The following is a 23,756-nucleotide window of genomic DNA, read 5'->3' as shown; positions in this document are numbered from 1 at the left end:
TAACCACCTACCCTTTCATGCTGACCGCGCGTCTGGCCGCGTCGACGATATGGTCTGCGGTCAGGCCGTACTTATGATATAATTCGTCCTGTGTTCCTGATTCCCCGAAGCAGTCTTTTACGCCGACGCGGATCACCGGCACAGGACATGTCTGCGACAGGAATTCACACACCGCGCCGCCGAGACCTCCTATGACGGAGTGGTCTTCTGCGGTGACAAAAGCTTTTGTCTTTCTGGCCCGCTCCAAAAGGAGAGCTTCCGGGAGCGGCTTGACGGAATATGTATTCAGCACGGTTGCGTTGATGCCCTCACAGCGAAGCGCAGAGGCTGCCAGCAGCGCCTGTTCCACCATGAGGCCGCATGCCGCTATCGTCACGTCCGCGCCTTCCCGCAGTACGTCGGCGCCTCCGGGATAAAAGGACTTATTTTCATCAAAAATGTCTTCAGCCAGATCACGGCCGAGTCTGAGATAAGCAGGTCCGTCATGCTTCAGCATAGCTTCGACGGCCGCCTTTGTCTCGGCCACATCAGCGGCCGCATATACCTTAAAGTTTGGCAGCGAGCGCATGACAGCCATGTCCTCCAGCGCCTGGTGGGTCGCTCCATCCTGCCCCACGCAGAGGCCGCTGTGAGTGGCGATGACCTTGACGTTCAGATTCGGGTATGCGACGGCCTGCCGTAACTGTTCAAATGGTTTTTCGGATACAAACATGGAAAATCCGACGATCACAGGAAGCAGCCCTGCGGCTGCCATGCCCGCTGCTGTTCCGACCATATCTGCTTCGCTTATGCCCATTCCATACATGCGGTCGGGATATGCGGCTGTAAAATCGGTCAGTTTCAGAGCGCGTGCAGAATCGGCGTTCAGGACGACCAGGTTGTCATAGTCATTGGCGCTTTGCAGGACAGTGTCAATGAGCGTGGCTCGAAATGATTTTTTCATAAATATAGTCCTTTCTAAAAATTATTTTGTAAAATTTAGTTCATGCTCCAATTATAGAATACAATAATTGGATTGTAAATACTGAATATTGCACAATTAAAATAAAAATAAACAAGGAAATATATGTATATAATGGCCAAAATAATGGAAAATAACAATTAATACACTCCAAAAATAACGTGTTGAAAGCGGAGTAAAACTATGGGATAATAAAGCTAAGATGACAGAATGGGAGAAAATGTAAATGGGTATGATTGAGAATGGACGTAATATTCTGGCGACGACGAGGTTCCTTCTGCCTAGCCTGACGGCGGCGGAAAAGAGAGTGGCGGAGTTTGTCCTGGCGTCGCCGAAGGAAGTTACCAGGATGTCTCTTAAAAAGCTCGCGGTAAGATGCGAGTGCGGGGAGGCTACGATCGTAAGACTGTGCAAGACGATCGGTGTATCAGGATATGCCGAGCTTAAAAGTCTGTTGGAAACACAGCTTCAGCTGCCGGCGGTGAAGGAGGAGTCTGTCCGCCTGAGCACCGGGCAGGGAATGGGCGAGATCGTGGCAAGAGTGTTTGAGCTTAACATACTGAATCTTCGCAGGACGCTGGAGGTGGCTGCGGTAGAGGAGTATGAAAATGCATGTGAAGTATTGTCCACGGCCAATAAAATATGCTTCTTTGCCATCGGTGACGCCATGTTTCCGTGCAGCTATGCAAGTCTTCGGTTCCGGAGGATCGGATATGACTGCTATGCAGACAGCGACGCGGATGTGCAGATCGTGAATGCCTGCAACATGAAAGAAGGAGACGTGGCGATCGCCATCTCTCACAGCGGGAGGACAAAACAGGTGGTGGAAGCAATGCGGATCGCAAAAAGCCGCGGCGCGGTCACGATCTGTATCACCAAAGCGGGGAAGTCGGAGCTTACGAAGTATTCGGATATTGTTTTATACAATGTGACGACTGACACGACGGTAGACAAGGAGATCATTGCCCGCAGGGTAGCGGAACAGGCCATGCTGGACGCCGTATATATGGGCGTGCTGCAGAAGATGGAGGCCAATTCGTTTGCCAGATTACAGGAGGTTTCAGAAAATTTAAAGGTGAATAAATTGCCGGATAAAAATGTGTAAGGTCGAGGAAAATCTGGGAGGAATAAGTAACATGAAGTATAAAGCGAAGGATATTGCCCGGGAACTGGGAGTATCCCCGGCGACCGTATCTCTGGTGCTTAACAATAAACCGGGGGTCGGGGAAGAAAAAAGAGAAGAGATCCTGAAGAAGATCATTGAGCTGGACTGTGAGTATCTCCTGAAGGACGGGGGCGTCAAACGAGGAGATATAGGCTTTGTCATATATAAGTGCGGCGGGGCGATCGTGGACGAATACCCGTTTTTTAATTATTTGTCCGAGAGCCTCAACAAGGCTATTGAGCGGAATAATTATACGATGACCATGATGTATCTGGACAAGAGTATGCCGCTCAATGAGAGGTATCTCGCTTTAGAGAACTTCCGGTATGCCGGTTATATCGTGTATGCGGTGGAGATGTACCCTGAGGATATGGAGATCTTTTCAAAGCTCAATGTCCCGTGCGTTTTCATAGACAATCCGTTCCCTACGCTGGCGGTAGATACTGTCACTGTAGACAATTATCTCGGGATATACCAGGGGTTTGAGTATCTGTACCAGATGGGGCACAGAGAGTTCGGGTATATCAAAAGTAAAGTGCCGATTCTCTGCTTTGAGGAGAGAATGCAGGCGTTCGAGGACTGTCTTCGGCGCAGGGGGCTTACGTTTGACACGGAACGGATCATGGAAGTGGGATATATGGAATCGGAGACAGAACGCGATGTCGGAAGGTATCTGGACGGACATTCAAAGCTTCCGACCGCGTTTCTCGCCGACAATGACCTGCTTGCGTGCCGGGCTGTGCAGGCGATGAAGCGGCGGGAGATCAAAGTGCCGGACCAGGTGTCTATTGTCGGGTTTGACAACCGGCCGATCTGTTCATTCACAGACCCGAAGGTTACAACGGTGCAGTTGTCCGGGGATGAGATGGGCGAGATGGCCGTGGAGATGCTGATGGAAAAAATGAGCAACAAAAGGAAGCATACTGTAAAATATAAACTTGGAACAAAATTGATCGTGAATGAAAGTGTGAAGAAATTAGTGTAAATAAAGGGATTTAAAAATTTAGTAGTGTTTTTACTAAAATTAATTTAGTAAAAACACTATTTTTTTATTTGAAATTTAGTTGACATGACAAGATAAAGGTGATATAACTTGGTTATAAAGTCAAAAAACAGAGGGAAATCCGTTAAAACTTAGTCAATGTGCTACATTTCTAAAAATATTTATGAATTGTTCGATAAATTTAGAAAAAATAATTTAGTCGATAATTTATAAAAAATTTACTAAATAACGAATTCCCGTGACTGAAAAATTTAGGAGAAAGGAGGAGAATTTCAAGGAGGCTTTGCAACATGCAAAAAGCAAAGGTTAAGTTTGAAAGGAGAAAATTATGAAAAAGAAAATTGTTAGTTTATTATTAGTCGCAGCTATGGTTTTGGCTATGGCAGGATGCGGAAGCAAAGACGACGGAAAATCTGATTCCAAGTCAGATGACAAGAAAACAGAGGATACACAGGAAGCTGCAAACGCGAAAGCTCTTGCAGACCAGGATTTTGACACAAACTACGAGCCAAAGAAAGATGAATATAAGATCTACTGTACATACAAGTTAGTACATGCCTGGTATGACGCGATCGAAGTCGGTGTAAAAGCAGCTGTAGAAGACTTTAAGGACAAAGGCGTGACGATCGATTACGAGTGGTACGCACCAGTTGAGCCGGACGCAGTTGACCAGGTCAACTCGATCGAGACTGCAGTAGGACAGGGATATGACCTTGTGGCGGTAGATGTTAACCAGATTGAGACAACACAGCCGGCTGTTGATGACGCGGTAGACGCAGGTGTTAAAGTTGCACTGTTTGCATCTTCTGATATCCCGGATTCCAAGAGATCATTTTTCGTTGGAAACAATGACAACTACGGCGACGGTGCCGCAATAGCAGAAGCAGTGTGCGAAAAGATGGGCAAAAAAGGCAAGATCGCTTTCCTGTCAGGGACGATCGGAGCATCTTCCCACGAGCAGCGCCTTGAGGCTTTCTACGACACAGTTGAAAAGTATCCGGACATCGAAGTAGTTGACGACCAGAGAGACAATGACTTTGTAGAGAAGGCGATCGAGATCACAGAAGCATGGATGCAGGCTTATCCGGATCTGAACGGTATCCTCTGCAACAACATGTCTAACCCGGTCGGCGCATGTCAGGCTGTAAAAGATGCCGGCAAGAGCGGCGAAGTGATCATCGGCGGTATGGACCACGACCTTCGTACATTCAATTACCTGAAAGACGGTACCTTATATGTTGCTCAGGTTCAGAACTGCTATGACATGGGATACAAACTGATCTACAATGCAGTAAAATGTATCGACGGTGAAAAGGTTGACGAAATCACAGACGTTGGATCAACATCTGTATACCAGGATCAGGCAGACGAATACATCGATATGCTGTTTGGTGAAGCAAAATAAGCTAAAAGTAAACATTGGGTTTCACACCACGTGCAGACTGGCTGGCTGATTATAAAATTCCACGCGATTATGTGAGCATGGTTGCGTGGAATTTTTATACCTTATTGAACGTTAGCAGTTCAATAAGTATGCCATATTGAACATTAACAGTTCAATAAGCATGCCATATTGAACGTCAGCGGTTCAATATATATGACTTGATACGGGCGGCGCATCCGCCCGCAAGGGCGTGGGGGCCAGGCCTGGAAAAAAAGAAGAAATGTAGCACGAAAAGGCGGCACGAAGGATTGAAAGAAAGGTAGAGGAAGTGAATAAGTTGAGCGAATTCGTAATTGAAATGAAAGGAATCACCAAGACCTTCCCTGGTACAAAAGCGCTGGATAAAGTCGACTTAAGCATTAAGCCGGGCGAGATCCACGCACTGCTGGGAGAAAACGGTGCAGGTAAGAGTACTTTGATGAACGTCCTTACCGGACAGTACATCATGGATGAAGGCGAGATTTTCATGGACGGCAGTCCGGTCAAGATCTCATCTCCAAAAGATGCCTTCGGAAAGAATATCGTATTGGTTCCGCAGGAACTGAATCTCATTCCTGAGGCTACGATAGAAGAAAATATTTTCCTTGGAAACGAGAGAGCCAAGGGAACATTGATCAACTGGAAAGAAACACAGAAAGAAGCAATTGAATTGTTGAAGATCTTAAATGTTGAGATAGATGTGACCCGCAAAGTAAAGACACTGTCTGCCGCATACCAGCAGCTCGTGTCTATTGCCCGGGCACTTGCCTACTCGCCGAGGGTGCTCATTCTGGATGAGCCCACGGCTGTGCTTACGAACAAGGAAGCCGAATCCCTGTTTGAATCCATGCAGAGGTTGAAAAAAGAGGGAACGGCAATGGTGTTTATCACCCACCATCTCGATGAAGTGCTTGAGCAGGCAGACCGCATGACCATCATGCGTGACGGACAGCTCGTCAAAGTGGCGGAAGTCAAAGATATGACAAAAGAAGATATCATCACCTGTATGGCCGGTAAGAAAGTGGAACAGTCCCGGCATATTGCGAGAGAAGTCTCCGATGAAGTGTTCTTTGAAGCGAAGGAGCTGAACCGGGAAGGAGAGTTCCAGGATGTGAGCTTCCAGGTGAAAAAGGGAGAAATTCTCTGTGTGGCGGGGCTTGTAGGCGCCGGCAGGACGGAGATATTTAAGACTGTATTTGGCATAACTCAGAAAGAACCGGGCGGAAAGACATTTGTGGAGGGCAAAGAAGTAGACATCAGAGATCCCCGCGTGGCGATCAGGCTCGGCATGGGATATGTCTCGGAAGAACGGCGTCACGATGGAATCACGCCTGGCATGTCTGTGCTTGAAAATATGATGCTTCCTTCCTATGACCAGCTGAAGAAAAACGGCCTGATCAATTTTAAAGAGGCGTCCAGGATCGCCGACGACTATATCGGCAAGTTCAAGATCAAAACAGCAGGGCAGGAGCAGCTTATCAAGAACTTAAGCGGCGGCAACCAGCAGAAGGTGATCGTTGCCCGCTGGATGGCCAAAGGAATCAAAATGCTCATTATGGATGAGCCGACCCGCGGTATTGATGTCAATGCCAAGGGAGAGATCCATCAGCTTGTGCGGGAACTGGCGGACAACGGGGTCGCGGTCGTTGTGATCTCCTCCGAGATGGAGGAAGTTCTGGCGCTCGCCGACAGAGTAATGGTCGTACACCAGGGAAGAATCAAAGGATATATCGAAGATGTAGACATGACCACAGAAGAAGACGTTCTGAAAGTGGCATTTCAGTAGGAGGGAATAAAACAATGGGTAAAAAAATTATTGATTTCTTTAAATCTACTGCAGGAATGGTCCTCATAGTGACAATTCTTGTAGGAATTGCGGTACACGCCGCCACCGGCAACTTTTTCACAGCATATAACATCAGTACGCTGACACGTGCGGCATCCTTTATCATCATCATCAGTTTTGGGCAGACGATCGTACTTCTGACAGGCGGCATCGACCTTTCCGTTGCGGCGATCGGCTCGGTCAGCAGTATGTTTGCCGCTACATTCATGGTCGAGATGGGAATGAATTCATACCTTGCGATCCTTATTTCCTGTCTTCTCGGCGTTGTGTTCGGAGCTGTAAACGGATTCTTTATCGCATACTTGAAGATCACTCCGTTCATCGTAACGCTGGCGACCGGTGAGATCTACAAAGGAATCGTATATATCATTACAAGAGGTATGCCTATCGTTGGTGTTCCGGATGACGCGCAGTTTATTGCCAATGGAGTTATCGGAGGGATCCTCCCGACGATCGTGATCATCATGCTGATCATCTGCGTTATCCTGACCGTCATGCTCAGACGCACGAAATTCGGCCGTCATATCTTTGCACTTGGCGGAAACAGAAACTGCGCGAAAATCGTAGGTATCAAGACAGAGAGAGTTGAGATGCTCGTCTATTGCCTGAGTGGTCTGCTGGCAGCTACCGCCGGTGTACTCATGACATGTAAGCTGGCCTCCTTCCAGGCAAGTATCGGCGCAAACTGGGTAATGCCTTCTGTTACGGCTTCCGTACTTGGCGGAACTTCCATGACCGGCGGTATCGGCGGCGTTGTGGGTACTGTGATCGGTGGTCTCTTAAGTGGTACGATCTCAACATCCATTACACTGCTGCGTGTATCTTCTTACTGGGAGACGGTAGTTACCGGCGGGGTCGTTCTCATAGCTGTCGTGATCGATGCTATGAAGGAAAATCCTGTAATGCGTGAAAAAATGGTGCGCATGTTTAAGAGAAAATAGGCGGTGCGATACATAGCAGTGGAAATAGAAAGGACGGAAATATGGAAAATCTGAAAGCTTTGGCTTACGAATTAAGGGAGACCGTGATCGACATGATCGTGGAAGGAAAGGCCGGCCACATCGGCGGCGACATGAGCGTGCTTGAGATCCTGACAGAGCTGTACTTCTGCCAGATGAACATAAGTCCTGAGAACCAGGACGACCCGGACCGTGACAAGTTCGTCATGAGCAAGGGACATTCTGTGGAGGCATACTACGCGGTGCTGGCGGAGAAAGGCTTCTTTGACAAAAAGGAACTGATCTCCACGTTCAGCAAGTTCGGCTCCAAATTCATCGGCCATCCGAACAACAAGCTGCCCGGAGTGGAGATGAACTCCGGCTCCCTCGGGCACGGCCTTCCGGTCTGCGTCGGCATGGCGCTGGCGGGAAAGATGAACGGCCAGGATTACCGGGTGTACACGGTGATGGGCGACGGCGAGCTGGCCGAGGGCTCTGTGTGGGAGGGCGCCATGGCGGCCTGCCAGTATAAGCTCGACAACCTGTGCGCGGTGGTGGACCGGAACCGGCTGCAGATATCCGGCAATACGGAGGACGTGATGGGACACGACGACCTGCATGAAAGGTTTGGCGCCTTCGGATGGCACGTTATCGACGTGGCGGACGGCAACGACATCGATCAGCTGCACGCGGCGTTTGAGGAGGCGAAGACGGTGAAGGGACAGCCCACCGTGCTGATCGCCAACACGGTGAAGGGCAAGGGCTCTTCCGTGATGGAGAACAAGGCAAACTGGCATCATAAGGTCCCGAATGAAGAGGAACTTGCGCAGATCAGAAAAGATCTGGCAGAGAGAAAGGAGGCGGCGCTTCATGGCTAAGACGGCAAACAAACAGGTGATGTGTGAAGTCCTGATGGAGGCGGCAAAAAAAGATAAAGATGTGGTGGCGCTGTGCAGCGACTCCCGCGGGAGCGCGTCGTTCACCCCATTTGCCAGCGGGCTGCCGGACCAGTTCGTGGAGACGGGGATCGCGGAGCAGAACCTGGTGAGCATCTCCGCCGGCCTTGCAAAATGCGGGAAGAAGCCGTACGCGGCGTCCCCGGCCTGCTTCCTCTCCACGCGGAGCTATGAGCAGTGCAAGATAGATGTGGCGTACTCGAACACAAACGTAAAGCTCATCGGGATCAGCGGCGGCGTGAGCTACGGCGCGCTCGGGATGAGCCACCACTCGGCCCAGGACATCGCGGCCATGGCGGCGGTGCCGAACATGCGGGTGTACCTGCCGAGCGACCGTCTGCAGACGGAGTGCCTGACGAGAGCGCTGCTGGCGGATGACAAGCCGGCGTACATCCGGGTGGGCCGCAACGCGGTGGACGACGTGTACGAAGAAGGGAACGTGCCGTTTGAGATGGATAAAGCGACCTTCGTGACAGAAGGGAGCGACGTGGCGGTGATCGCCTGCGGAGAGATGGTGAAGCCGGCGGCGGACGCCGCGGCGAAGCTGAAAGAAGAAGGGATCAGCGTGACGGTGGTAGACATGTACTGCGTGAAACCACTCGATAAAGAAGCCGTCGTAAAGGCAGCTCAGAACGCCAAGGCAGTGGTGACGGTGGAAGAACACGCGCCGTACGGAGGACTGGGCTCCATGGTGAGCCAGGTAGTAGGGAGCGAATGCCCGAAGAAGGTCGTGAACCTGTCACTGCCGGACGCCCCGGTCATCACGGGAACGTCGAAGGAAGTGTTCCAGTATTACGGACTGGACGCAGAAGGAATTGTAAAGACAATAAAGGAAGTTTTGTAGAATTTTCATAGGGGTCAGACCCCTATGGCCAAAGGGGTCTGACCCCTTTCGTGAAACCCTTATGATAGGAGCGGATAAGATGTCAGACAAATTTATTATCAGCATAGACCAGAGCACGCAGGGGACAAAGGCCCTTCTCTTTGACGGGAGCGGAAGTCTCATCCGGAGAACGGATAAGCCCCACAGGCAGATCGTGAATGAAAAGGGATGGGTCTCCCACGATCCGGAGGAGATCTACCACAATACCATTGAGGTGGTAACACGGCTTGTGACGGAATCCGGCATTGCGAAGGAGCAGATCGCCGGTGTCGGCATCAGCAACCAGCGGGAGACGTCCCTTGCGTGGGAGCGCTCCACCGGCGCCCCTCTCGGGCAGGCCATCGTCTGGCAGTGCGCCAGGGCCGCGGATATCTGTGAGCGGGTGGAGAAGCTCGGCGCGGCGGAGCAGATCCGCGCCAGGACCGGCATGAACCTGTCCCCCTACTTCCCGGCCTCCAAGATCGCCTGGATCCTGGAACACGTGGACGGGGCAAAGGAGAAGGCGGCCGCGGGCGATATCTGCCACGGCACCATCGACAGCTGGCTCATCTACAGACTGACGGGCAGAACGTCCTACAAGACGGATTACTCCAACGCATCGAGGACCCAGCTCTTTAACATCTTCACGCTGCGCTGGGATGAGGAGATCTGCGGCCTGTTCGGCATCGACCCGGCCAACCTGGCTGAGGTGTGCGACTCCAACGCCGACTTCGGAGAGACGGACTTTGAGGGGCTGCTCCCGAGGCCCGTGCCGATACACGGGGTGCTGGGCGATTCCCACGGCTCCCTGTTCGGCCAGGGCTGCCGGAAGCCGGGCATGATAAAGTCCACGTACGGAACCGGCTCCTCGATCATGATGAACATCGGGGAAGAACCGGTGCTCAGCACCCACGGGGTCGTAACCTCCCTGGCGTGGAGCATGAGCGGGAAGGTGAACTACGTGCTGGAAGGGAACCTGAACTACACCGGAGCGGTCATCACCTGGCTGAAGGACGACTTGAGACTCATCAGCTCCCCGCAGGAGACGGAAGCGCTGGCGCGGGAGGCGGTGAAGGACGACCGGCTGTATCTTGTCCCGGCCTTCTCGGGCCTTGGAGCGCCGTACTGGGACAGCCGCGCGGCGGCGGCCATCGTCGGGATGACGAGGACGACGGGAAGAGCGGAAGTAGCGCGGGCAGGAGTGGAATGCATCGCCTACCAGATCACAGACATCGTAAAAGCGATGAGCGAGGACGCGAAGGTGAAAGTGGAGGAGCTGCGTGTGGACGGAGGTCCGACGAGAAACAGCTACCTGATGCAGTTCCAGAGCGACATTGCGGAGGCGGCGGTGCAGGTGCCGGATTCGGAAGAGCTGTCGGGCATCGGCCCGGCGTACGCGGCAGGACTTGCCCTCGGCGTGTGGGACGAGCGCATTTTCAATAAGTTAAAGCGGGTAAAATATGAGCCGAAAATGGACGGCGCATTGAGAGATAGAAAGTATGAAGGCTGGAAAGCAGCAGTTGGAACTATATTAACGAGGTAAAAGCATTCAGTAAAAAAGAAAAGAGGTAGAGAATAATGGAAGGAAAGATGAAAGTATGTGTTTTGACAGGGAAACAAAAGCTGGAATGGGTAGAACGCGATATACCGCAGCCGGGAAAAGGCGAGCTTCAGATCAAGCTTGAATATGTAGGGGTGTGCGGTTCGGACCTTCACTTCTATCAGGAGGGGCAGCTTGCGAACTGGACACTGGACGGCCCACTCGCGCTCGGACATGAGCCGGGCGGAGTAGTTACCGGAATCGGAGAAGGGGTGGAAGGATTTGCGGTCGGCGATAAAGTGTCCATCGAGCCTGCAGTGCCGTGCGGACAGTGTGAAGACTGCAGAAAAGGAAACTACAACCTGTGTAAAAATATCAAGATGCTTGCGATTCCGGGGGAAAGAGACGGAGTAAATGCAGAATACTGTACGCACGATGCGAACATGTGCTACAAGCTCCCTGACAATATGACGACGCTGGAGGGCGCTATGATAGAACCGCTGGCAGTAGGCATGCATGCGACGGAGCTGTCGGACGCAAGAATCGGTGAGACCGCCATCGTGCTCGGAAGCGGCTGTATCGGACTGTGTACAGTGATGAGTCTGAAAGCAAGAGGGGTCAGCGAGATCTATGTAGCTGATGTCATGGACAAACGGCTTGAAAAAGCGCTGGAAGTCGGAGCGACAAGAGTATTCAACAGCACGAGGGAAAGTATAGAAGAATTCGCCAAGACACTGCCGGGCGGCGGCGCAGACCAGGTATATGAGTGCGCGGGCAACCGCATTACAACGCTGCAGTCATGCAGACTGATCAAACGCGCCGGAAAGGTGACCCTCGTCGGGGTATCACCGGAGCCGGTTCTGGAACTGGATGTTGCGACACTGAACGCCATGGAAGGTGTGGTATACTCTGTGTACCGCTACAGAAATCTCTGGCCAAAAGCGATCTCAGCCGTTTCCTCAGGCGCGATCCCTGTAAAAGACATTGTTTCTCATGAATTTGACTTCAAAGACTGTATCGAAGCGATCGACTACAGCCTCAACCATAAGGATGAAGTAATAAAAGCAGTAGTCAAGTTTGTATAAACTGTACATAAAAACGGTATAAAGGGAGAGAATTCGCTCATTCTTTATACGGGGGCAGTCTCTTTTTGCATGGAGGGGACTGTCCCCATTATCATTTTCTAAAGATGCCCGGACATCGGAAACTTAACGGCAGCGTCAGGTGAGTACCGCATACAGTTTCGGGAAGAAGGGTTATAAACACTAATACTATATAATGCGAGGAGAATAAATATGAAACTGGGATTAAATCTGTCATTTGCCGTAAAGCGTTTTATGGATCCGGAAAAGCTGGCTTTCATGTGCAAAAATGACTTTGGCACGGATCACGTACAGTTTACATGGGACCTGATCGATCCGTGGTGGCCGGAAGAATTAAGAGACGTATTGGCGCTGCGCTACAGAGACGCATTTGCAAAAGCCGGCGTGCATATAGACGCCACGTTCGGCGGGCTGGCCTCTTATTCCTACGGGCATTTTCTCGCCCCGTCGAAGGAGCAGAGGGAGGCGGCGTTTCTCTTCTTCAAACGGGCCGTTGACCTGACGGCAGTCATGGGGGCAAAGGTGATGGGGACGCCGGTAGGCGGAATGTCATACGATGACGCGTTAGATCCTGCCAGGCGGGAAGCATTGTACGAAGAAATGCTCGATTATGTAAGACGCCTGGCCTCCTACGGGAAAGAGAAAGGGATAGAGGAGATACATATCGAGGCGACCCCTCTCATAACAGAATTTCCCCACAGCCCGGAGGCATCGGTCAAGATGATGAAGGATCTGGAAGGAACGGATATTCCGGTCGGGCTTCTGGTGGACTGGGGGCATGCGCTCTTTAGACCGCTGCTTAAAGAGGAGGCAGACATTGAGCTGTGGTTCCACACGTGCGCTCCTTACATCGGCTCCATCCATCTGCAGCAGACAGACGGTCAGTGGGACCGCCACTGGGACTTTACAAAAGAAGGGATCGTAACGCCGGAACTGATAAAACGCGCCACGGCAGACGCTGGGCTTGACGATGTCATGCAGTATCTGGAAGTTGTCACAATATTTGAAGACGAGGACGACGCGGTCTATGACGGCATGAAAAAGACGATGGACTACCTTCACAGAGAGCTTGGCTGTTAGTATCCGGCAAGTTGTGAAAACCGGGCCAAAAGATATGTGATGCAATTCTTGTTGTTGCGTGCTCCTGTAAAAGGAAGGTTAAAACAATAAAAAAGGCAGTAATGGACACTGCCGACATAACTGTGGGGTAAGTATTATGAAAAAAACAGCACTTTTAACGATGATTCTGGCGGCTCTTATGCTCGGCGGGTGCTCCGGCAGGCTGTCAGATGAGTATATAACCATTGATAAATACGAAGGAATAGAAGTTGAAAAAGCGGAAGTCACCGACACAACAGACGAAGAGATAGACAAGGTCGTGGCAAGGATGATGGAAGGCTATACGGCCCAGCATGATCTCCCGGAAGATACGAAGATCACGGACGCCATTGTAAAGGAAACGCTGTCCGATACCGCGGAGACGGTGGAGCAGTACCGCCTGGAGCTTAAGAAACAGATCGACGCGGCAAAGGAAAAAGCGGCGCGGACAAAGGTGGAGACGAAAGTGTGGGAAAAAGTCATTGATAACAGTGAAGTGAAGAAATATCCCGCAGACCGTCTGAAAGAAGTGGAAGAAAATCTGAAAAGCCAGTACGAAGATTACGCAAAAGAGGCGGGCACAGAGTACGACGCCTATATGGAAGCCCTCGGCATGACGGACAAGGATATTGAAAAAGCGGCCAAGGCATCGGTCAAGCAGGAACTGGCAGCGGAAGTGCTGGCAAATAAATATGGCTTAAAGCCAAACGAAGAAGATTTCCAAACAGCGCTGGAAGCGTATGCAGACGAATATAAATTTGCAAATGTGGATCTGCTGCTGGAGGCAGTACCGGAAGAAGAAATGCGTCTGCTTGTGACACAGGACAATGTAAAATCATGGCTTGCGGACAGATGCAGGCTTACGGAGCCGTCAAAAAAGACGGAAAAGGAGTAAAGATTTATGAAGACAAAAGTTATTATGGTACGCCACGGTGAGACGGAGTGGAATGTACTTTGTAAATTTCTCGGAAGCGTAGACCTCCCGCTGAACGAAAAAGGCAGACGGCAGGCCGGGTACGCGAAGGAAGCGCTGAAGGAGGAACCTATCGATGTCATCTACTCAAGCCCTATGAAGCGGGCTTATGAGACGGGAGAGATCATCAGGGGAGACCGCGCCCTTCCTGTCCGGACCGACGACGGACTGCGGGAGATATGCTGCGGAGCGTGGGAAGGACTGGACGGCAATGAAGTGGAAGAAAAGTATCCCGGCCAGATAGCGCTCTGGGGGAGCCGGCCGGAAGAGATCAGGATCGAAGGCGGGGACACCTTTCAGGAAGTGTCGGAGCGGATCACGGATGCGTTCTGGAGAATTGTAAATGAGAACAGAGGAAAAACGATACTCATAACATCCCACATGATATGTCTGACACTTCTTATGATGCGGTTTGAAGAAAGAGCGGTCAACGAGCTGTGGGAGGTAAAACCGATAGGCAACGCGGCGCTCAATATCGTAGAGGTATCAGAAGATGACAAAGTTGAGATAACAGCCTGGAGCGACGACAGCTTTGTGCCGGAAGAGGACAGAAAGGGAAGCGCTCTTGTGGCAGGAAGAAACTACGCGGAAGAATAGAAGGTCCTGCAGGTTATCGGCAAGGCCGCTTTAGGCGGCCGGGCTTATACTTTGTAATGATGCTCAATGGCAGAGGTCTCCGGATCGACGACAATGACTTCTTTTTTAAGCCCCACCGCCTTCTTGATGATCTCGGGCGACGTTTTGTTGTCCGTGATCATCACGTCTATCTGGTTCAGCGGGATCGAATTGCACAGCGACACGTGCTCGCATTTCGTGTGGTCGATGAGAAGTACCGTTTTCCGGGCAATAGACACGAGCGCTTTTTTTGTGGCCACGAGTGGGTAGGTGTGCTCAAACGCGCCGCCGGGGATGCGGAAGGCTCTGGCGGATATGAATGCCACGTCCGCGGGGTGCTGTGTGAGCAGCTCGGCGGATTCGGTCATGATGGACTTTGTCCTGTGGTACAGCATCCCCCCGACGAGATATGTCTGGATGTTCTCCTTGTTGGACAGTTCTACCGCAGTCATGAGATTAGAAGTTATGACAGACAGCGGAATGTTGTCCGGAAGGAAGCGTGAGACCGTGTGGGCGGTCGTGCCGGAGTCTATACAGATGACGCTGTATGGATGAACGAACTGCAGGGCAGCCTTTGCGATCGCTTCCTTTTCATACTGCTGCTCGTCGATCTGTTCGAGAAAATAATTCGGTTTTGCGGCTTTCACGAGGAAGGCGCAGCCATGCTTTCTGCGTACGAGGCTGATAGCCTCCAGTTCGTTCAGATCCCTTCTGACAGTCATTTCACTGCAGGCGAGTTCGTCTGCCAGTTCCTTCGGTGTGCATACCATACGGTTCTCCAGCAGTTCGATGATCCGGGCGTGCCGTTCTTTTTTCATCTCAAATCCCCTTTCATGTGCGGTGTCTATCTGTTTATTTTATAACAACGCATTCTGTTTGACAACCCGAATAGATACGATTTTGTTTATAAATGAACAAATATGAGTCTGAAATGTTTTAATACGAACATCACACACGGCTCAAAATGTTGAATATATAACTTTTTGAAAATATAATAAGAGCATAGAGTTTAACATGTTAAATAGCTTTTCTATATTACTTTTATATTTATTTTGATTTTACGATGACAAGGAGAGTGCGTTATGCAGAAAATGCCTGAAAGAGAACGGGCGGTCGGAATGTACAGGGATATGTACCTTATCCGCCAGTACGAGGAAACTATTTATTATCTGTTTCTGGAAGGAATCATGCCGGGAACGATTCACCAGTCCCATGGCCAGGAAGCCTGCGCGGTGGGGATGATATATGATCTCAGGAAAGAGGATTACATATTGACGACTCACAGGCCGGCAGGCCATGATCTGGCAAAAGGAGTCAGCTTACGCTCCATGATGTGTGAGATGTTCGGCAAAGCGGAAGGATGCTGCAAAGGAAAAGGCGGCGCAATGCACACCGGAGATATTTCGGTCGGCGCCATCACGGCAAACGCCATCGTAGGCGGGAACCTGCCGATCGCCGCAGGCGTGGCGCTCCGGTGCAAGCTGATGAAGACAGACAATGTGGCGGTCTGCTTTTTCGGAGACGGGGCGAGCAATGAGGGCGCCTTTCACGAGGCGCTGAACGCGGCTGCGGTGTGGAAGCTTCCGGTCGTCTATGTGTGCGAAAATAATCTTTATTCTGCAACGACTTCCATCAAGATGACCTGTAATCTTGAGAACGTTGCTGCGGACAGAGGGCCGGCATACGGGATACCGGCGGAAGTCGTGGACGGCAATGATGTACTGGCTGTAAACGAGGCGGCCGCGCGGGCGATCGAACGCGCAAGAAAAGGGGAAGGCCCTACGATCCTGGAGCTTAAGACGTACCGCATCGGCGGACACTCGAGAAATGACGCCTGCGGTTACCGGCCGGAGGATGAGGAGAAAGAGTGGTTTTCCAGAGATCCGGTACAGTCATTCAGGAAGCGGCTGCTTGAGGAAGAGATCATCAGTGAAGAAGAACTGATCCGGATAGAAGAAGAGATAGAAGCAGAGATAGAAGCGGAAGTGGAATATGCAAAGAACAGCAAAGACCCGGACCCGGAATCTGCACTCCGGGACGTATACTGGGAAGGAGGAAATGCATAATGGCTGAAATGTCCATAGCGGACGCCTTAAAACAGGCGATCCAGGAAGAGATGAGAAGAGACAACACCGTCTTCTGCCTTGGGGAAGACGTAGATATAAAAGGTGGAATGGGAGGGGCGTTCACGGTGACGAAGGGTCTTCTTGAGGAATTCGGGCCGGAACGGGTCATCAATACACCCATCGCCGAGATCCTCATATCAGGAGTGTGCGTCGGCGCCGGCATCACCGGTATGCGTCCGGTGGCAGACCTCCAGTACGGTGATTTCCTGTTCTGTATGATGGACCAGCTCGTGAATCAGGCGGCCAAAATGTGTTACATGTCCGGCGGGACCGTACATGTGCCGATGGTCATGAGGGCGCCCTGCGGAGCGACGAATCGAGGCGCGCAGCATGCCCAGAGTCTGGAGAGCTATTTTACACACGTGCCCGGACTTAAAGTGATCTGCCCGTCCACGCCGTATGACGCGAAGGGGTTGATGAAGCAGGCAATCCGGGACGATGATCCGGTGCTCGTATTTGAACACAAGCTGTTGTACGGAGGAACGAGAAAAGAAAAAGACGCCATCAAAACGTCCGGGGAAGTGCCGGAAGAGGACTACACGGTGGAATTTGGAAAGGCCGCCGTGCGGAGAGAAGGCAGCGACGTGACGATCGTTGCGAACCTTCTTATGAGCTACCGCGCGCAGGAGGCCGCAAAGAAGCTGGAGGCAGAAGGGATCAGCTGCGAAGTCATTGACCCGAGAACGCTTGTGCCGTTTGACTACGAGACAGTGACAGAGTCGCTCAAAAAGACGGGAAAGCTGCTTATCGTGCATGAAGATCATCAGAACAACGGATGGGGGGCGCAGGTTGCCGCACATGTTGCGGAGCACAATATATTTGACCTGGACGCACCTGTAAAGATCGTGGCGGCATATGACACCCCGGTACCGTTTGCGTCTCCGATGGAGAATTTTGTGATTCCAAGTACGGAGCGTATTATGGATGCGGCGCGGGAACTGGCAGAGTTTTAACAACAAGAGACGATGTGAAAGGATGAAAAAATTATGAGCAGAATAACAGTGAAAGAGTTGCTTGGACACGCACTTGAAAATAAATACGCAGTCGGATATTTTGAGAGCTGGGACCTGCAGTCTACACTCGCGATGGTGAGGGCGGCGGAAAACGTAAAGTCACCGGTCATGATCGGCGTGTGCGGCACTTATGTCGGGGAGGCCAAGAGGCGTTACAAAGAAAGTCTTGCCGTGTATTATGCCATGCTGTCTAAAATAGCGGAGGAAGCGAAGGTTCCGGTAGCGCTGCTTTTGAATGAATCGGATGATGAAGCTATGGTCATCGAGGCGGCCGAGACAGGCTTTGACATGGTCATGTTCGCCCCTGTATTCGCCTCCGACGCACTTCCGCTTCAGGAACTCACAGAGATCCAGAAGCGGATCGTGGAGAAAGCGCACGCAAAAGGCGTGGCCGTGGAAGGGGAAGTCGGGGAGCTGCCGCTTTTCAACTCAGCGACAGGAGAGATTCACGAAGGAGAGGACACAGACCCTGAACTTTGCCGCAGCTTTGTGAAAGAGACAGGCATAGATGCCGTGGCTGTGGCCGTCGGCAACTGTCACCTGAAAGAAGACGGAAAAGTGACGATCAACTACGACGCCCTCCGGACACTTGCGAAAGAGATCGATATCCCGCTCGTACTGCACGGCGGCACGAGTATCGCTCACGAAGATCTGTCCAAAGCGGCGGCGATGGGCGTGGCAAAGGTGAACTTTGGCACGGGGATGAAACGGGCGGCCATTAACGCGGTGAAAGCCTATCTTGCAGAACATGATGTGGACCACATGGATCCGAATGACGTCCTCGGAAGAGGCGCCGGCAAGGATATGATCGTGAAAGAGCAGGAAGCGGTCATCGCGTATGTGGAAGAGACGATCCGCGCACTGAACGGAGAGAACAAAGCATTTTAAGGTGGTAGAAAATTATGATAAAAGAGATAACGATGCCGGCCGGAGGGCAGACGACAGACACTTCCACCGTGGGCGCCTGGCTGGTAAAAAAAGGAGATAAGGTCAAAAGAGGCGACGAGCTTCTCACCGTGGAGACGGATAAGGCCACCCTCTCAGTGGAAAGCTTTGCCAAGGGCACGGTGCTTGCGATCCTGGTAGAAGAAGGAGACAGTGCCGCTGCCGGGGAGGTTCTGGCGCTGATCGGTGATGAGAGCGACAGACAGGAAGCAGAGGCGAGAGCGGGAGGAGGCAGCGCTTCAGGTCATGGGGCGGCCGCGATGCCGGTGTCTCAGACAGAAGAGGAGGAGGACGAATATCAGCCCATCGATCCGTCCGGACCTGTCCGCTATGCGTCCGCGCCAAAGCAGGAGCAGGCGCCGTCCGTACATACGGATACAGGGGAAGTAAAAGCGATGCCGAACGCGAAACTGCTCGCCAGAGAGCACGGGATCTCCCTCAGCGATGCTGCGGCCTTTACAGGAAAGCATATCCTGAAACGTTCGGATGTACAGATCTACATCGAGAACGCGCCGCGCAGGGCGGTAGCAGAAGGCGCAGCTGTCACTGAAGTGCCGCTCACCTCGATGCGCAGGACGATCGCCCGCAGGATGCTGGAGAGTTCACAGAATATTCCGGTATTCAGAGCGACCGTAGAAGTAAATATGGAGCGGTGCATTGCCTTCCGGGCGAAAGTCAACGACAATAAGGCCGGCTTTAAAATATCTTACAATGATATTTTGTTCAAATGTATGGAAGCGGCTGTGCGCAAGTATCCGTATGTCAATGCTTCTTACACAGACAACGCAATTCTGCTGCATAAGGATGTGAATATCGGTCTGGCCGTATCTGTGGACGACGGACTTATCGTTCCGGTCGTGAGAGCGGTAAATGAAAAAAATATAACGGAGATATGTGAGGCGAACAAGGCCAACATAAGCCGCGCGCGGGAAGGGAAGCTAACGGCCGATGACATGTCGGGCGGAACGATCACCCTGTCTAACCTCGGCATGTATCCGGTGACACAGTTTGACGCTATCATCAACCCGCCTGAAGTGTGCATACTGGCCGTGGGCGCCGTCCAGGAAAAGCCGGTGCTTGAAGATGGACAATGGTCGGCGGTTCCGGTGATGAATCTTACGGGAAGCTTCGACCACCGTGTCGTCGACGGCGCATATGGAGCGCAGTTCCTGGCGGAATTGAAGTCTCTGATAGAAGATCCGGCAATGGCACTGCTGTAGATAAGGGGGGCGCTAAAATGGAAGATAACAGGGTGAAGGAAGAGTTCGATCTGATCGTGGTCGGCGGCGGGCCGGGCGGTTATTCAGCCGCCATAACGGCCGCAAAGAAAGGGCTGTCTGTCGTATTGTTTGAAGGCGGGCACATCGGCGGCACCTGTCTGAATGTGGGATGTATACCGACAAAGTATCTGCTTGACAAGGCGGCGGCCATGGAGAAGGTGCGGGCGCTTACAAAGCAGAATATCTTTAAAGAATGCGGGCTGTTCAGCTTCCGGAAGATACAGAAAGGACGGAAGGAAGTGGTGGATAAGCTCGTGGCAGGTGTGGATCATCTGCTGAAGGTAAATAATGTGAAGGTAGTGCGCGGTTTTGCCAGCGTCTCCGCTCCGGGCGAGGCAGAGTGCGGCGGACAGGTGTATAAGGGAAGAGACCTCATTATCGCTACCGGTTCTGTCTCCGCTTCCATTCCGATACAGGGGGCAGAGTATACGATAACGAGCACAGAGGCGCTTGAACTGGAAAAGGTCCCGGCGCGGCTTGTGGTCATCGGAGGGGGAGTCATCGGTATGGAGCTGGCAAGCGCGTACAGTTCCCTCGGTTCGGAGGTGACGGTCATCGAAGTGCTTCCGGAGCTGTTCCCGGCGGAAGACAGACAGGCGGTGGCATACATGACCCGCTCGCTTAAAAAGCGGGGCATACATATATTGTGCGGGACGAAAGTCCAAAAGGTGGAGAAGACAAAAGACAGGTTCCGGGTCATTTACGAAGGAGAAGAAAACGGACAGGCTGACGCGGATGTTGTGCTTATGGCTACCGGGAGAAAGCCGAATCTGAACGGGATCGATACCGGAGCGGCGGGCATTGCGCTCACTGCAAAGGGGGAGATACAGGTAGATGAATACATGGAGACGAGCGTGCCCCATATCTATGCCATCGGCGACGCGGCCGGTGGATACCAGCTGGCGCACGCCGCCTACGCGGAAGGTGAGGCGGCGGTGAGAAACATCACCTCCCGCAGGGAGCCTGCAGACCTGCGCGTTATGCCGAGATGCATCTATACGATGCCGGCCTTTGCGGCAGTGGGAATGAGCGCGGCAAAAGCCGAAGAAGAAGGAATTGCGGCGGTGACCGGAGAATTTGCCTACAGCGCCAACGGGATGGCGCTGGCAGAAGGGGCGGACGGTCTTGTGCGGGTCGTCATGGACAGAGAAAGGAAGACGACGCTTGGCGTACATATCACAGGTGAAAATGCCCCGGAGATGATCGCGTTTGCCTCCGAGGCGGTCAGGAACAAAACGACACTTGACGAGTGGGAGAGGATGATAGTGGCACATCCGTCGCTGTCGGAAATGATCAGGGAAGCGGCTCTTGACTGCTTTGGAAAGAGCGTGCACAAAGCTGTAAAATAAGGAGGAAGCAGTATGGGAAAATATATGATAGGCCTTGACTACGGAACGGGGGGCGGAAAGGCGTGTATAATTGATGAACATGCGGACGTGCTCGCATATTCCTTCCAGGAGTACCCCATTTACGTAGACAAACCTTCGTGGTCTGAGCACGATGCAGAGAATTACTGGACACTGGCGTGCGGGACGATAAGAGACTGTATGAAGAAGGCGGGCATATCACCCCAGGAGATCCGGGGGATCGGCATATCATCAGCGCAGCCGTGCCTTGTCATGGTCGATAAGGACGGACGTCCTATCAACCGCGCTTATAATCTGATGGACCGGCGGGCCGTTAAGGAAGTAGAGTGGCTCAGGGAACAGATCGGGGTGGATGAGATATTTCAAATCAACGGCAACCGGATCGAGGATTATCCGACCATGGTGAATATCATGTGGGAGAAGAATAACCGACCGGACGATTACGCCAGGATCTGGAAGACGCTGACGATCGACGGCTTTGTCAGGCTGCGCATGACGGGCCGGGCAGCCATGAGCTATTCCCACGGCGGATTCTGGGGTGTCGCGTATGATATCAGGAAAAAAGAGTTCAACAGGGAGCTGATGGATAAGCTTGGCATTGACATGGAACTTATGCCGGATCTGTATCCGTGCGAGTATATCGTCGGGACGGTCACGGAACGTGCGGCAGAAGAACTTGGACTTGTGCCGGGCATACCGGTCTGCGCCGGACAGGTGGACTGCAATGCCGGTTTTGTGGGCGGCGGCGCCATCGCCCCGGGCGATGTGCAGATCAATCTCGGAACGTGCGGTGTCATGGGTGTTGTAAATGACAGCAGAGAATTTATTGATCTTGTGTGCAATGATGCCTACACGACCAATTCCTGCAACGACTTCATTTCCATAGCTGTCGTGCTCACCGGGGGACAGGTGCTCCGGTATATCCGGGATAATTTCTGCCAGATGGAACATGCCACCGCAAAACTGATGTCAGATATGGATGTATATGATATCATGAACAAAGAGGCAGAGAAAGTGCCGGCCGGCAGTGAAGGGCTTATCGTGCTCCCGTATCTTATGGGGGAGCGCACCGTGCTCTGGAACGCATATGCGAGGGGGACGGTGTTCGGCCTGTCGCTCCACCACACAAAGGGGCATCTCATACGTGCCATGATGGAAGGTGTTGCATATGCGCTGTATGATAATTACAGACTTATGCTGGAGAAGGGGATCAAGGCAAATGCGCCGATCATCCTCAATGAAGGCGGAGCGAAGAGCAAGCTCTGGAGGAGGATCATCACAGATGTGTTCAATGTCCCGACCGCATTTGTGGAAAACCGTGTCGGAGCGCCTTACGGGGATGCTATTCTGGCGGGAGTGAGCGTAGGCGTGTTTGAAGACTTTTCGATAGCCAAGGAAAAAGTAAACTATATTGATTATATGGAACCGAATCAGGAGACGCATGAGCGCTATATGGAATACTTTGAAATATACCGGAACTTATATGCGCATCTGAAGAATGATTTTACTGATTTATACCAGGTGGCGAAAAAGTATGAAAAATAATTACCTTGTTGTAAATAATTGTACCGATCCTTATTATAATCTTGCACTGGAGGAATATCTTCTGACGCATCATATGGAAGGTGTCATTGTCATGCTCTGGCAGAATGACAATACGATCGTGGTCGGAAGACACCAGAATGCCATGGAGGAGATCAACCAGCAGTTTGTGAAGGAACACGGCATCCGGGTCGTGCGAAGGACGACGGGAGGCGGGGCTGTGTATCATGACCTTGGTAATCTGAACTACTCTGTCATTGCGGACAGAGGGGAGGAAGGCCGGGATGAGATGAAGCATTTTACAGGACCTGTCATCGAGGTGCTGAGAGAACTGGGGGCGAAGGCGGAATTCAGCGGGCGCAACGACATTATGATAGAGGACAGGAAGGTGTCCGGCACTGCACAGAGAATCTACAAGAACCGGATCCTGCATCACGGCTGCCTGCTCTTTGATTCTGACTTATCTGTCGTATCCAAAAGCCTGAATGTGAGGAGCGAAAAATTTAACTCCAAAGCGGTGAAGTCGGTAAAAAGCCGTGTGGGCAATATAAAGGATTATGTGCCGGATGAGATCACGATGGACGTCTTCCGGGAGCGTCTTGCGGAAAAGATGCTCGAGGACTCCGGTTATGATATGCTGAAGCTGCCGGAGAAGGAGCTTGTACAGATTGAACGGCTGAAGCGGGAAAAATATGAGACGTGGGAATGGAATTACGGACAGCCGATAAACTGTGCCATTCATAACTATAAAAAATATGAGGGCGGCACGGTGGAAGTATACATGAACGTAAGAGAGGGCCGGATAGAAGAGTGTCTGATGTACGGAGACTTTATGGCGCTGCGGCCGGCCTCTGAGGTGGCCGGGAGGCTTACGGGATGCAGATACCGGTACGAGGAGGTGCTGGAGGTGCTTCAGGAGTTCCGGATAAGGGATTACTTCGGAACGATCGAGGCAAATGAAGTCGCGGCCTGTATCTGCTGTGTTCCGGAATGAGGCAGG

Annotated in this window: 21 protein-coding genes; 19 read left to right on the top strand and 2 right to left on the bottom strand. The window is 51.9% G+C overall.

Annotated features, from left to right (window positions below):
- Window positions 1-7: 7 nt before the first annotated feature.
- Window positions 8-943: a transketolase family protein gene (locus tag LAJLEIBI_RS15360; protein WP_006443050.1), complete on the bottom strand. Its 936-nt coding sequence runs from the start codon at window positions 941-943 to the stop codon at window positions 8-10.
- A 244-nt stretch (window positions 944-1,187) separates the two neighbouring features.
- Here LAJLEIBI_RS15360 and LAJLEIBI_RS15355 point away from each other — a divergent pair, with 244 nt between their 5' ends.
- From LAJLEIBI_RS15355 to LAJLEIBI_RS15300, 12 genes are all read left to right on the top strand, one after another.
- Window positions 1,188-2,066, top strand: coding sequence for a MurR/RpiR family transcriptional regulator (locus tag LAJLEIBI_RS15355; protein ID WP_006443049.1), 879 nt, complete (start codon window positions 1,188-1,190; stop codon window positions 2,064-2,066).
- 31 nt (window positions 2,067-2,097) lie between these two features.
- Window positions 2,098-3,111, top strand: coding sequence for a LacI family DNA-binding transcriptional regulator (locus tag LAJLEIBI_RS15350; RefSeq protein WP_040434998.1), 1,014 nt, complete (start codon window positions 2,098-2,100; stop codon window positions 3,109-3,111).
- A 346-nt stretch (window positions 3,112-3,457) separates the two neighbouring features.
- The gene (locus LAJLEIBI_RS15345; RefSeq protein ID WP_006443047.1) at window positions 3,458-4,534 is read left to right on the top strand and encodes a substrate-binding domain-containing protein; all 1,077 of its coding nucleotides are present in this window, start codon (window positions 3,458-3,460) and stop codon (window positions 4,532-4,534) included.
- A gap of 307 nt (window positions 4,535-4,841) precedes the next feature.
- Window positions 4,842-6,338 carry a sugar ABC transporter ATP-binding protein gene (locus LAJLEIBI_RS15340; protein ID WP_006443045.1) on the top strand — a complete coding sequence of 499 codons (1,497 nt, stop codon included), beginning with the start codon at window positions 4,842-4,844 and terminating at the stop codon, window positions 6,336-6,338.
- 14 nt (window positions 6,339-6,352) lie between these two features.
- A complete protein-coding gene (locus tag LAJLEIBI_RS15335) occupies window positions 6,353-7,339 on the top strand; it encodes an ABC transporter permease (protein ID WP_006443044.1) in 987 nt (328 codons plus the stop codon).
- A gap of 41 nt (window positions 7,340-7,380) precedes the next feature.
- Complete coding sequence (locus LAJLEIBI_RS15330) at window positions 7,381-8,214, top strand: transketolase (RefSeq protein ID WP_149301984.1); 834 nt, start codon at window positions 7,381-7,383, stop codon at window positions 8,212-8,214.
- Window positions 8,207-9,136, top strand: a complete 930-nt coding sequence (locus LAJLEIBI_RS15325; RefSeq protein WP_138264744.1) for a transketolase family protein — start codon at window positions 8,207-8,209, stop codon at window positions 9,134-9,136. The genes LAJLEIBI_RS15330 and LAJLEIBI_RS15325 overlap by 8 nt, the downstream gene beginning before the upstream one ends.
- A 79-nt stretch (window positions 9,137-9,215) precedes the next feature.
- Entirely contained in the window at window positions 9,216-10,697 is a 1,482-nt protein-coding gene (locus tag LAJLEIBI_RS15320) for an FGGY-family carbohydrate kinase (protein ID WP_149301983.1), read from the top strand.
- Window positions 10,698-10,732: 35 nt separating this feature from the next.
- A complete protein-coding gene (locus tag LAJLEIBI_RS15315; protein WP_006443040.1) occupies window positions 10,733-11,779 on the top strand; it encodes an NAD(P)-dependent alcohol dehydrogenase in 1,047 nt (348 codons plus the stop codon).
- Window positions 11,780-11,989: 210 nt separating this feature from the next.
- Window positions 11,990-12,877 (top strand): sugar phosphate isomerase/epimerase family protein, encoded by an 888-nt coding sequence (locus tag LAJLEIBI_RS15310; protein WP_006443039.1) that lies wholly within the window; start codon window positions 11,990-11,992, stop codon window positions 12,875-12,877.
- A 136-nt stretch (window positions 12,878-13,013) separates the two neighbouring features.
- Complete coding sequence (locus tag LAJLEIBI_RS15305; protein ID WP_006443038.1) at window positions 13,014-13,790, top strand: SurA N-terminal domain-containing protein; 777 nt, start codon at window positions 13,014-13,016, stop codon at window positions 13,788-13,790.
- 6 nt (window positions 13,791-13,796) lie between these two features.
- Window positions 13,797-14,465, top strand: a complete 669-nt coding sequence (locus tag LAJLEIBI_RS15300) for a histidine phosphatase family protein (RefSeq protein ID WP_006443037.1) — start codon at window positions 13,797-13,799, stop codon at window positions 14,463-14,465.
- A 44-nt stretch (window positions 14,466-14,509) separates the two neighbouring features.
- Here the strand turns inward: LAJLEIBI_RS15300 and LAJLEIBI_RS15295 are convergent, their stop codons facing one another.
- Complete coding sequence (locus LAJLEIBI_RS15295; protein ID WP_006443035.1) at window positions 14,510-15,301, bottom strand: DeoR/GlpR family DNA-binding transcription regulator; 792 nt, start codon at window positions 15,299-15,301, stop codon at window positions 14,510-14,512.
- A gap of 264 nt (window positions 15,302-15,565) precedes the next feature.
- Here LAJLEIBI_RS15295 and LAJLEIBI_RS18205 point away from each other — a divergent pair, with 264 nt between their 5' ends.
- From LAJLEIBI_RS18205 to LAJLEIBI_RS15265, 7 genes are read left to right on the top strand one after another with little or no spacing between them, the layout of a single operon-like run.
- Window positions 15,566-16,549 (top strand): thiamine pyrophosphate-dependent dehydrogenase E1 component subunit alpha, encoded by a 984-nt coding sequence (locus LAJLEIBI_RS18205; RefSeq protein ID WP_006443032.1) that lies wholly within the window; start codon window positions 15,566-15,568, stop codon window positions 16,547-16,549.
- Window positions 16,549-17,562, top strand: coding sequence for an alpha-ketoacid dehydrogenase subunit beta (locus LAJLEIBI_RS18200; protein WP_006443030.1), 1,014 nt, complete (start codon window positions 16,549-16,551; stop codon window positions 17,560-17,562). Before LAJLEIBI_RS18205 ends, LAJLEIBI_RS18200 begins: the two co-directional genes overlap by 1 nt.
- A gap of 33 nt (window positions 17,563-17,595) precedes the next feature.
- Window positions 17,596-18,510 carry a class II fructose-bisphosphate aldolase gene (locus LAJLEIBI_RS15285; protein WP_006443028.1) on the top strand — a complete coding sequence of 305 codons (915 nt, stop codon included), beginning with the start codon at window positions 17,596-17,598 and terminating at the stop codon, window positions 18,508-18,510.
- A 14-nt stretch (window positions 18,511-18,524) separates the two neighbouring features.
- Entirely contained in the window at window positions 18,525-19,787 is a 1,263-nt protein-coding gene (locus LAJLEIBI_RS15280) for a dihydrolipoamide acetyltransferase family protein (protein WP_006443027.1), read from the top strand.
- A gap of 17 nt (window positions 19,788-19,804) precedes the next feature.
- A complete protein-coding gene (gene lpdA, locus LAJLEIBI_RS15275; protein WP_006443026.1) occupies window positions 19,805-21,196 on the top strand; it encodes a dihydrolipoyl dehydrogenase in 1,392 nt (463 codons plus the stop codon).
- A gap of 12 nt (window positions 21,197-21,208) precedes the next feature.
- On the top strand, window positions 21,209-22,759 hold the full coding sequence (locus LAJLEIBI_RS15270; RefSeq protein ID WP_006443025.1) for an FGGY-family carbohydrate kinase: 1,551 nt from the start codon (window positions 21,209-21,211) through the stop codon (window positions 22,757-22,759).
- Window positions 22,749-23,750: a lipoate--protein ligase gene (locus LAJLEIBI_RS15265; RefSeq protein WP_006443024.1), complete on the top strand. Its 1,002-nt coding sequence runs from the start codon at window positions 22,749-22,751 to the stop codon at window positions 23,748-23,750. Before LAJLEIBI_RS15270 ends, LAJLEIBI_RS15265 begins: the two co-directional genes overlap by 11 nt.
- The last annotated feature ends 6 nt before the right edge of the window (window positions 23,751-23,756 follow it).

The organism is [Clostridium] hylemonae DSM 15053, assembly GCF_008281175.1.
Lineage (GTDB): Bacteria > Bacillota > Clostridia > Lachnospirales > Lachnospiraceae > Extibacter > Extibacter hylemonae.
Note: the sequence above shows the minus strand (reverse complement) of the source record. Positions and strands in the feature narration are given on the sequence as shown.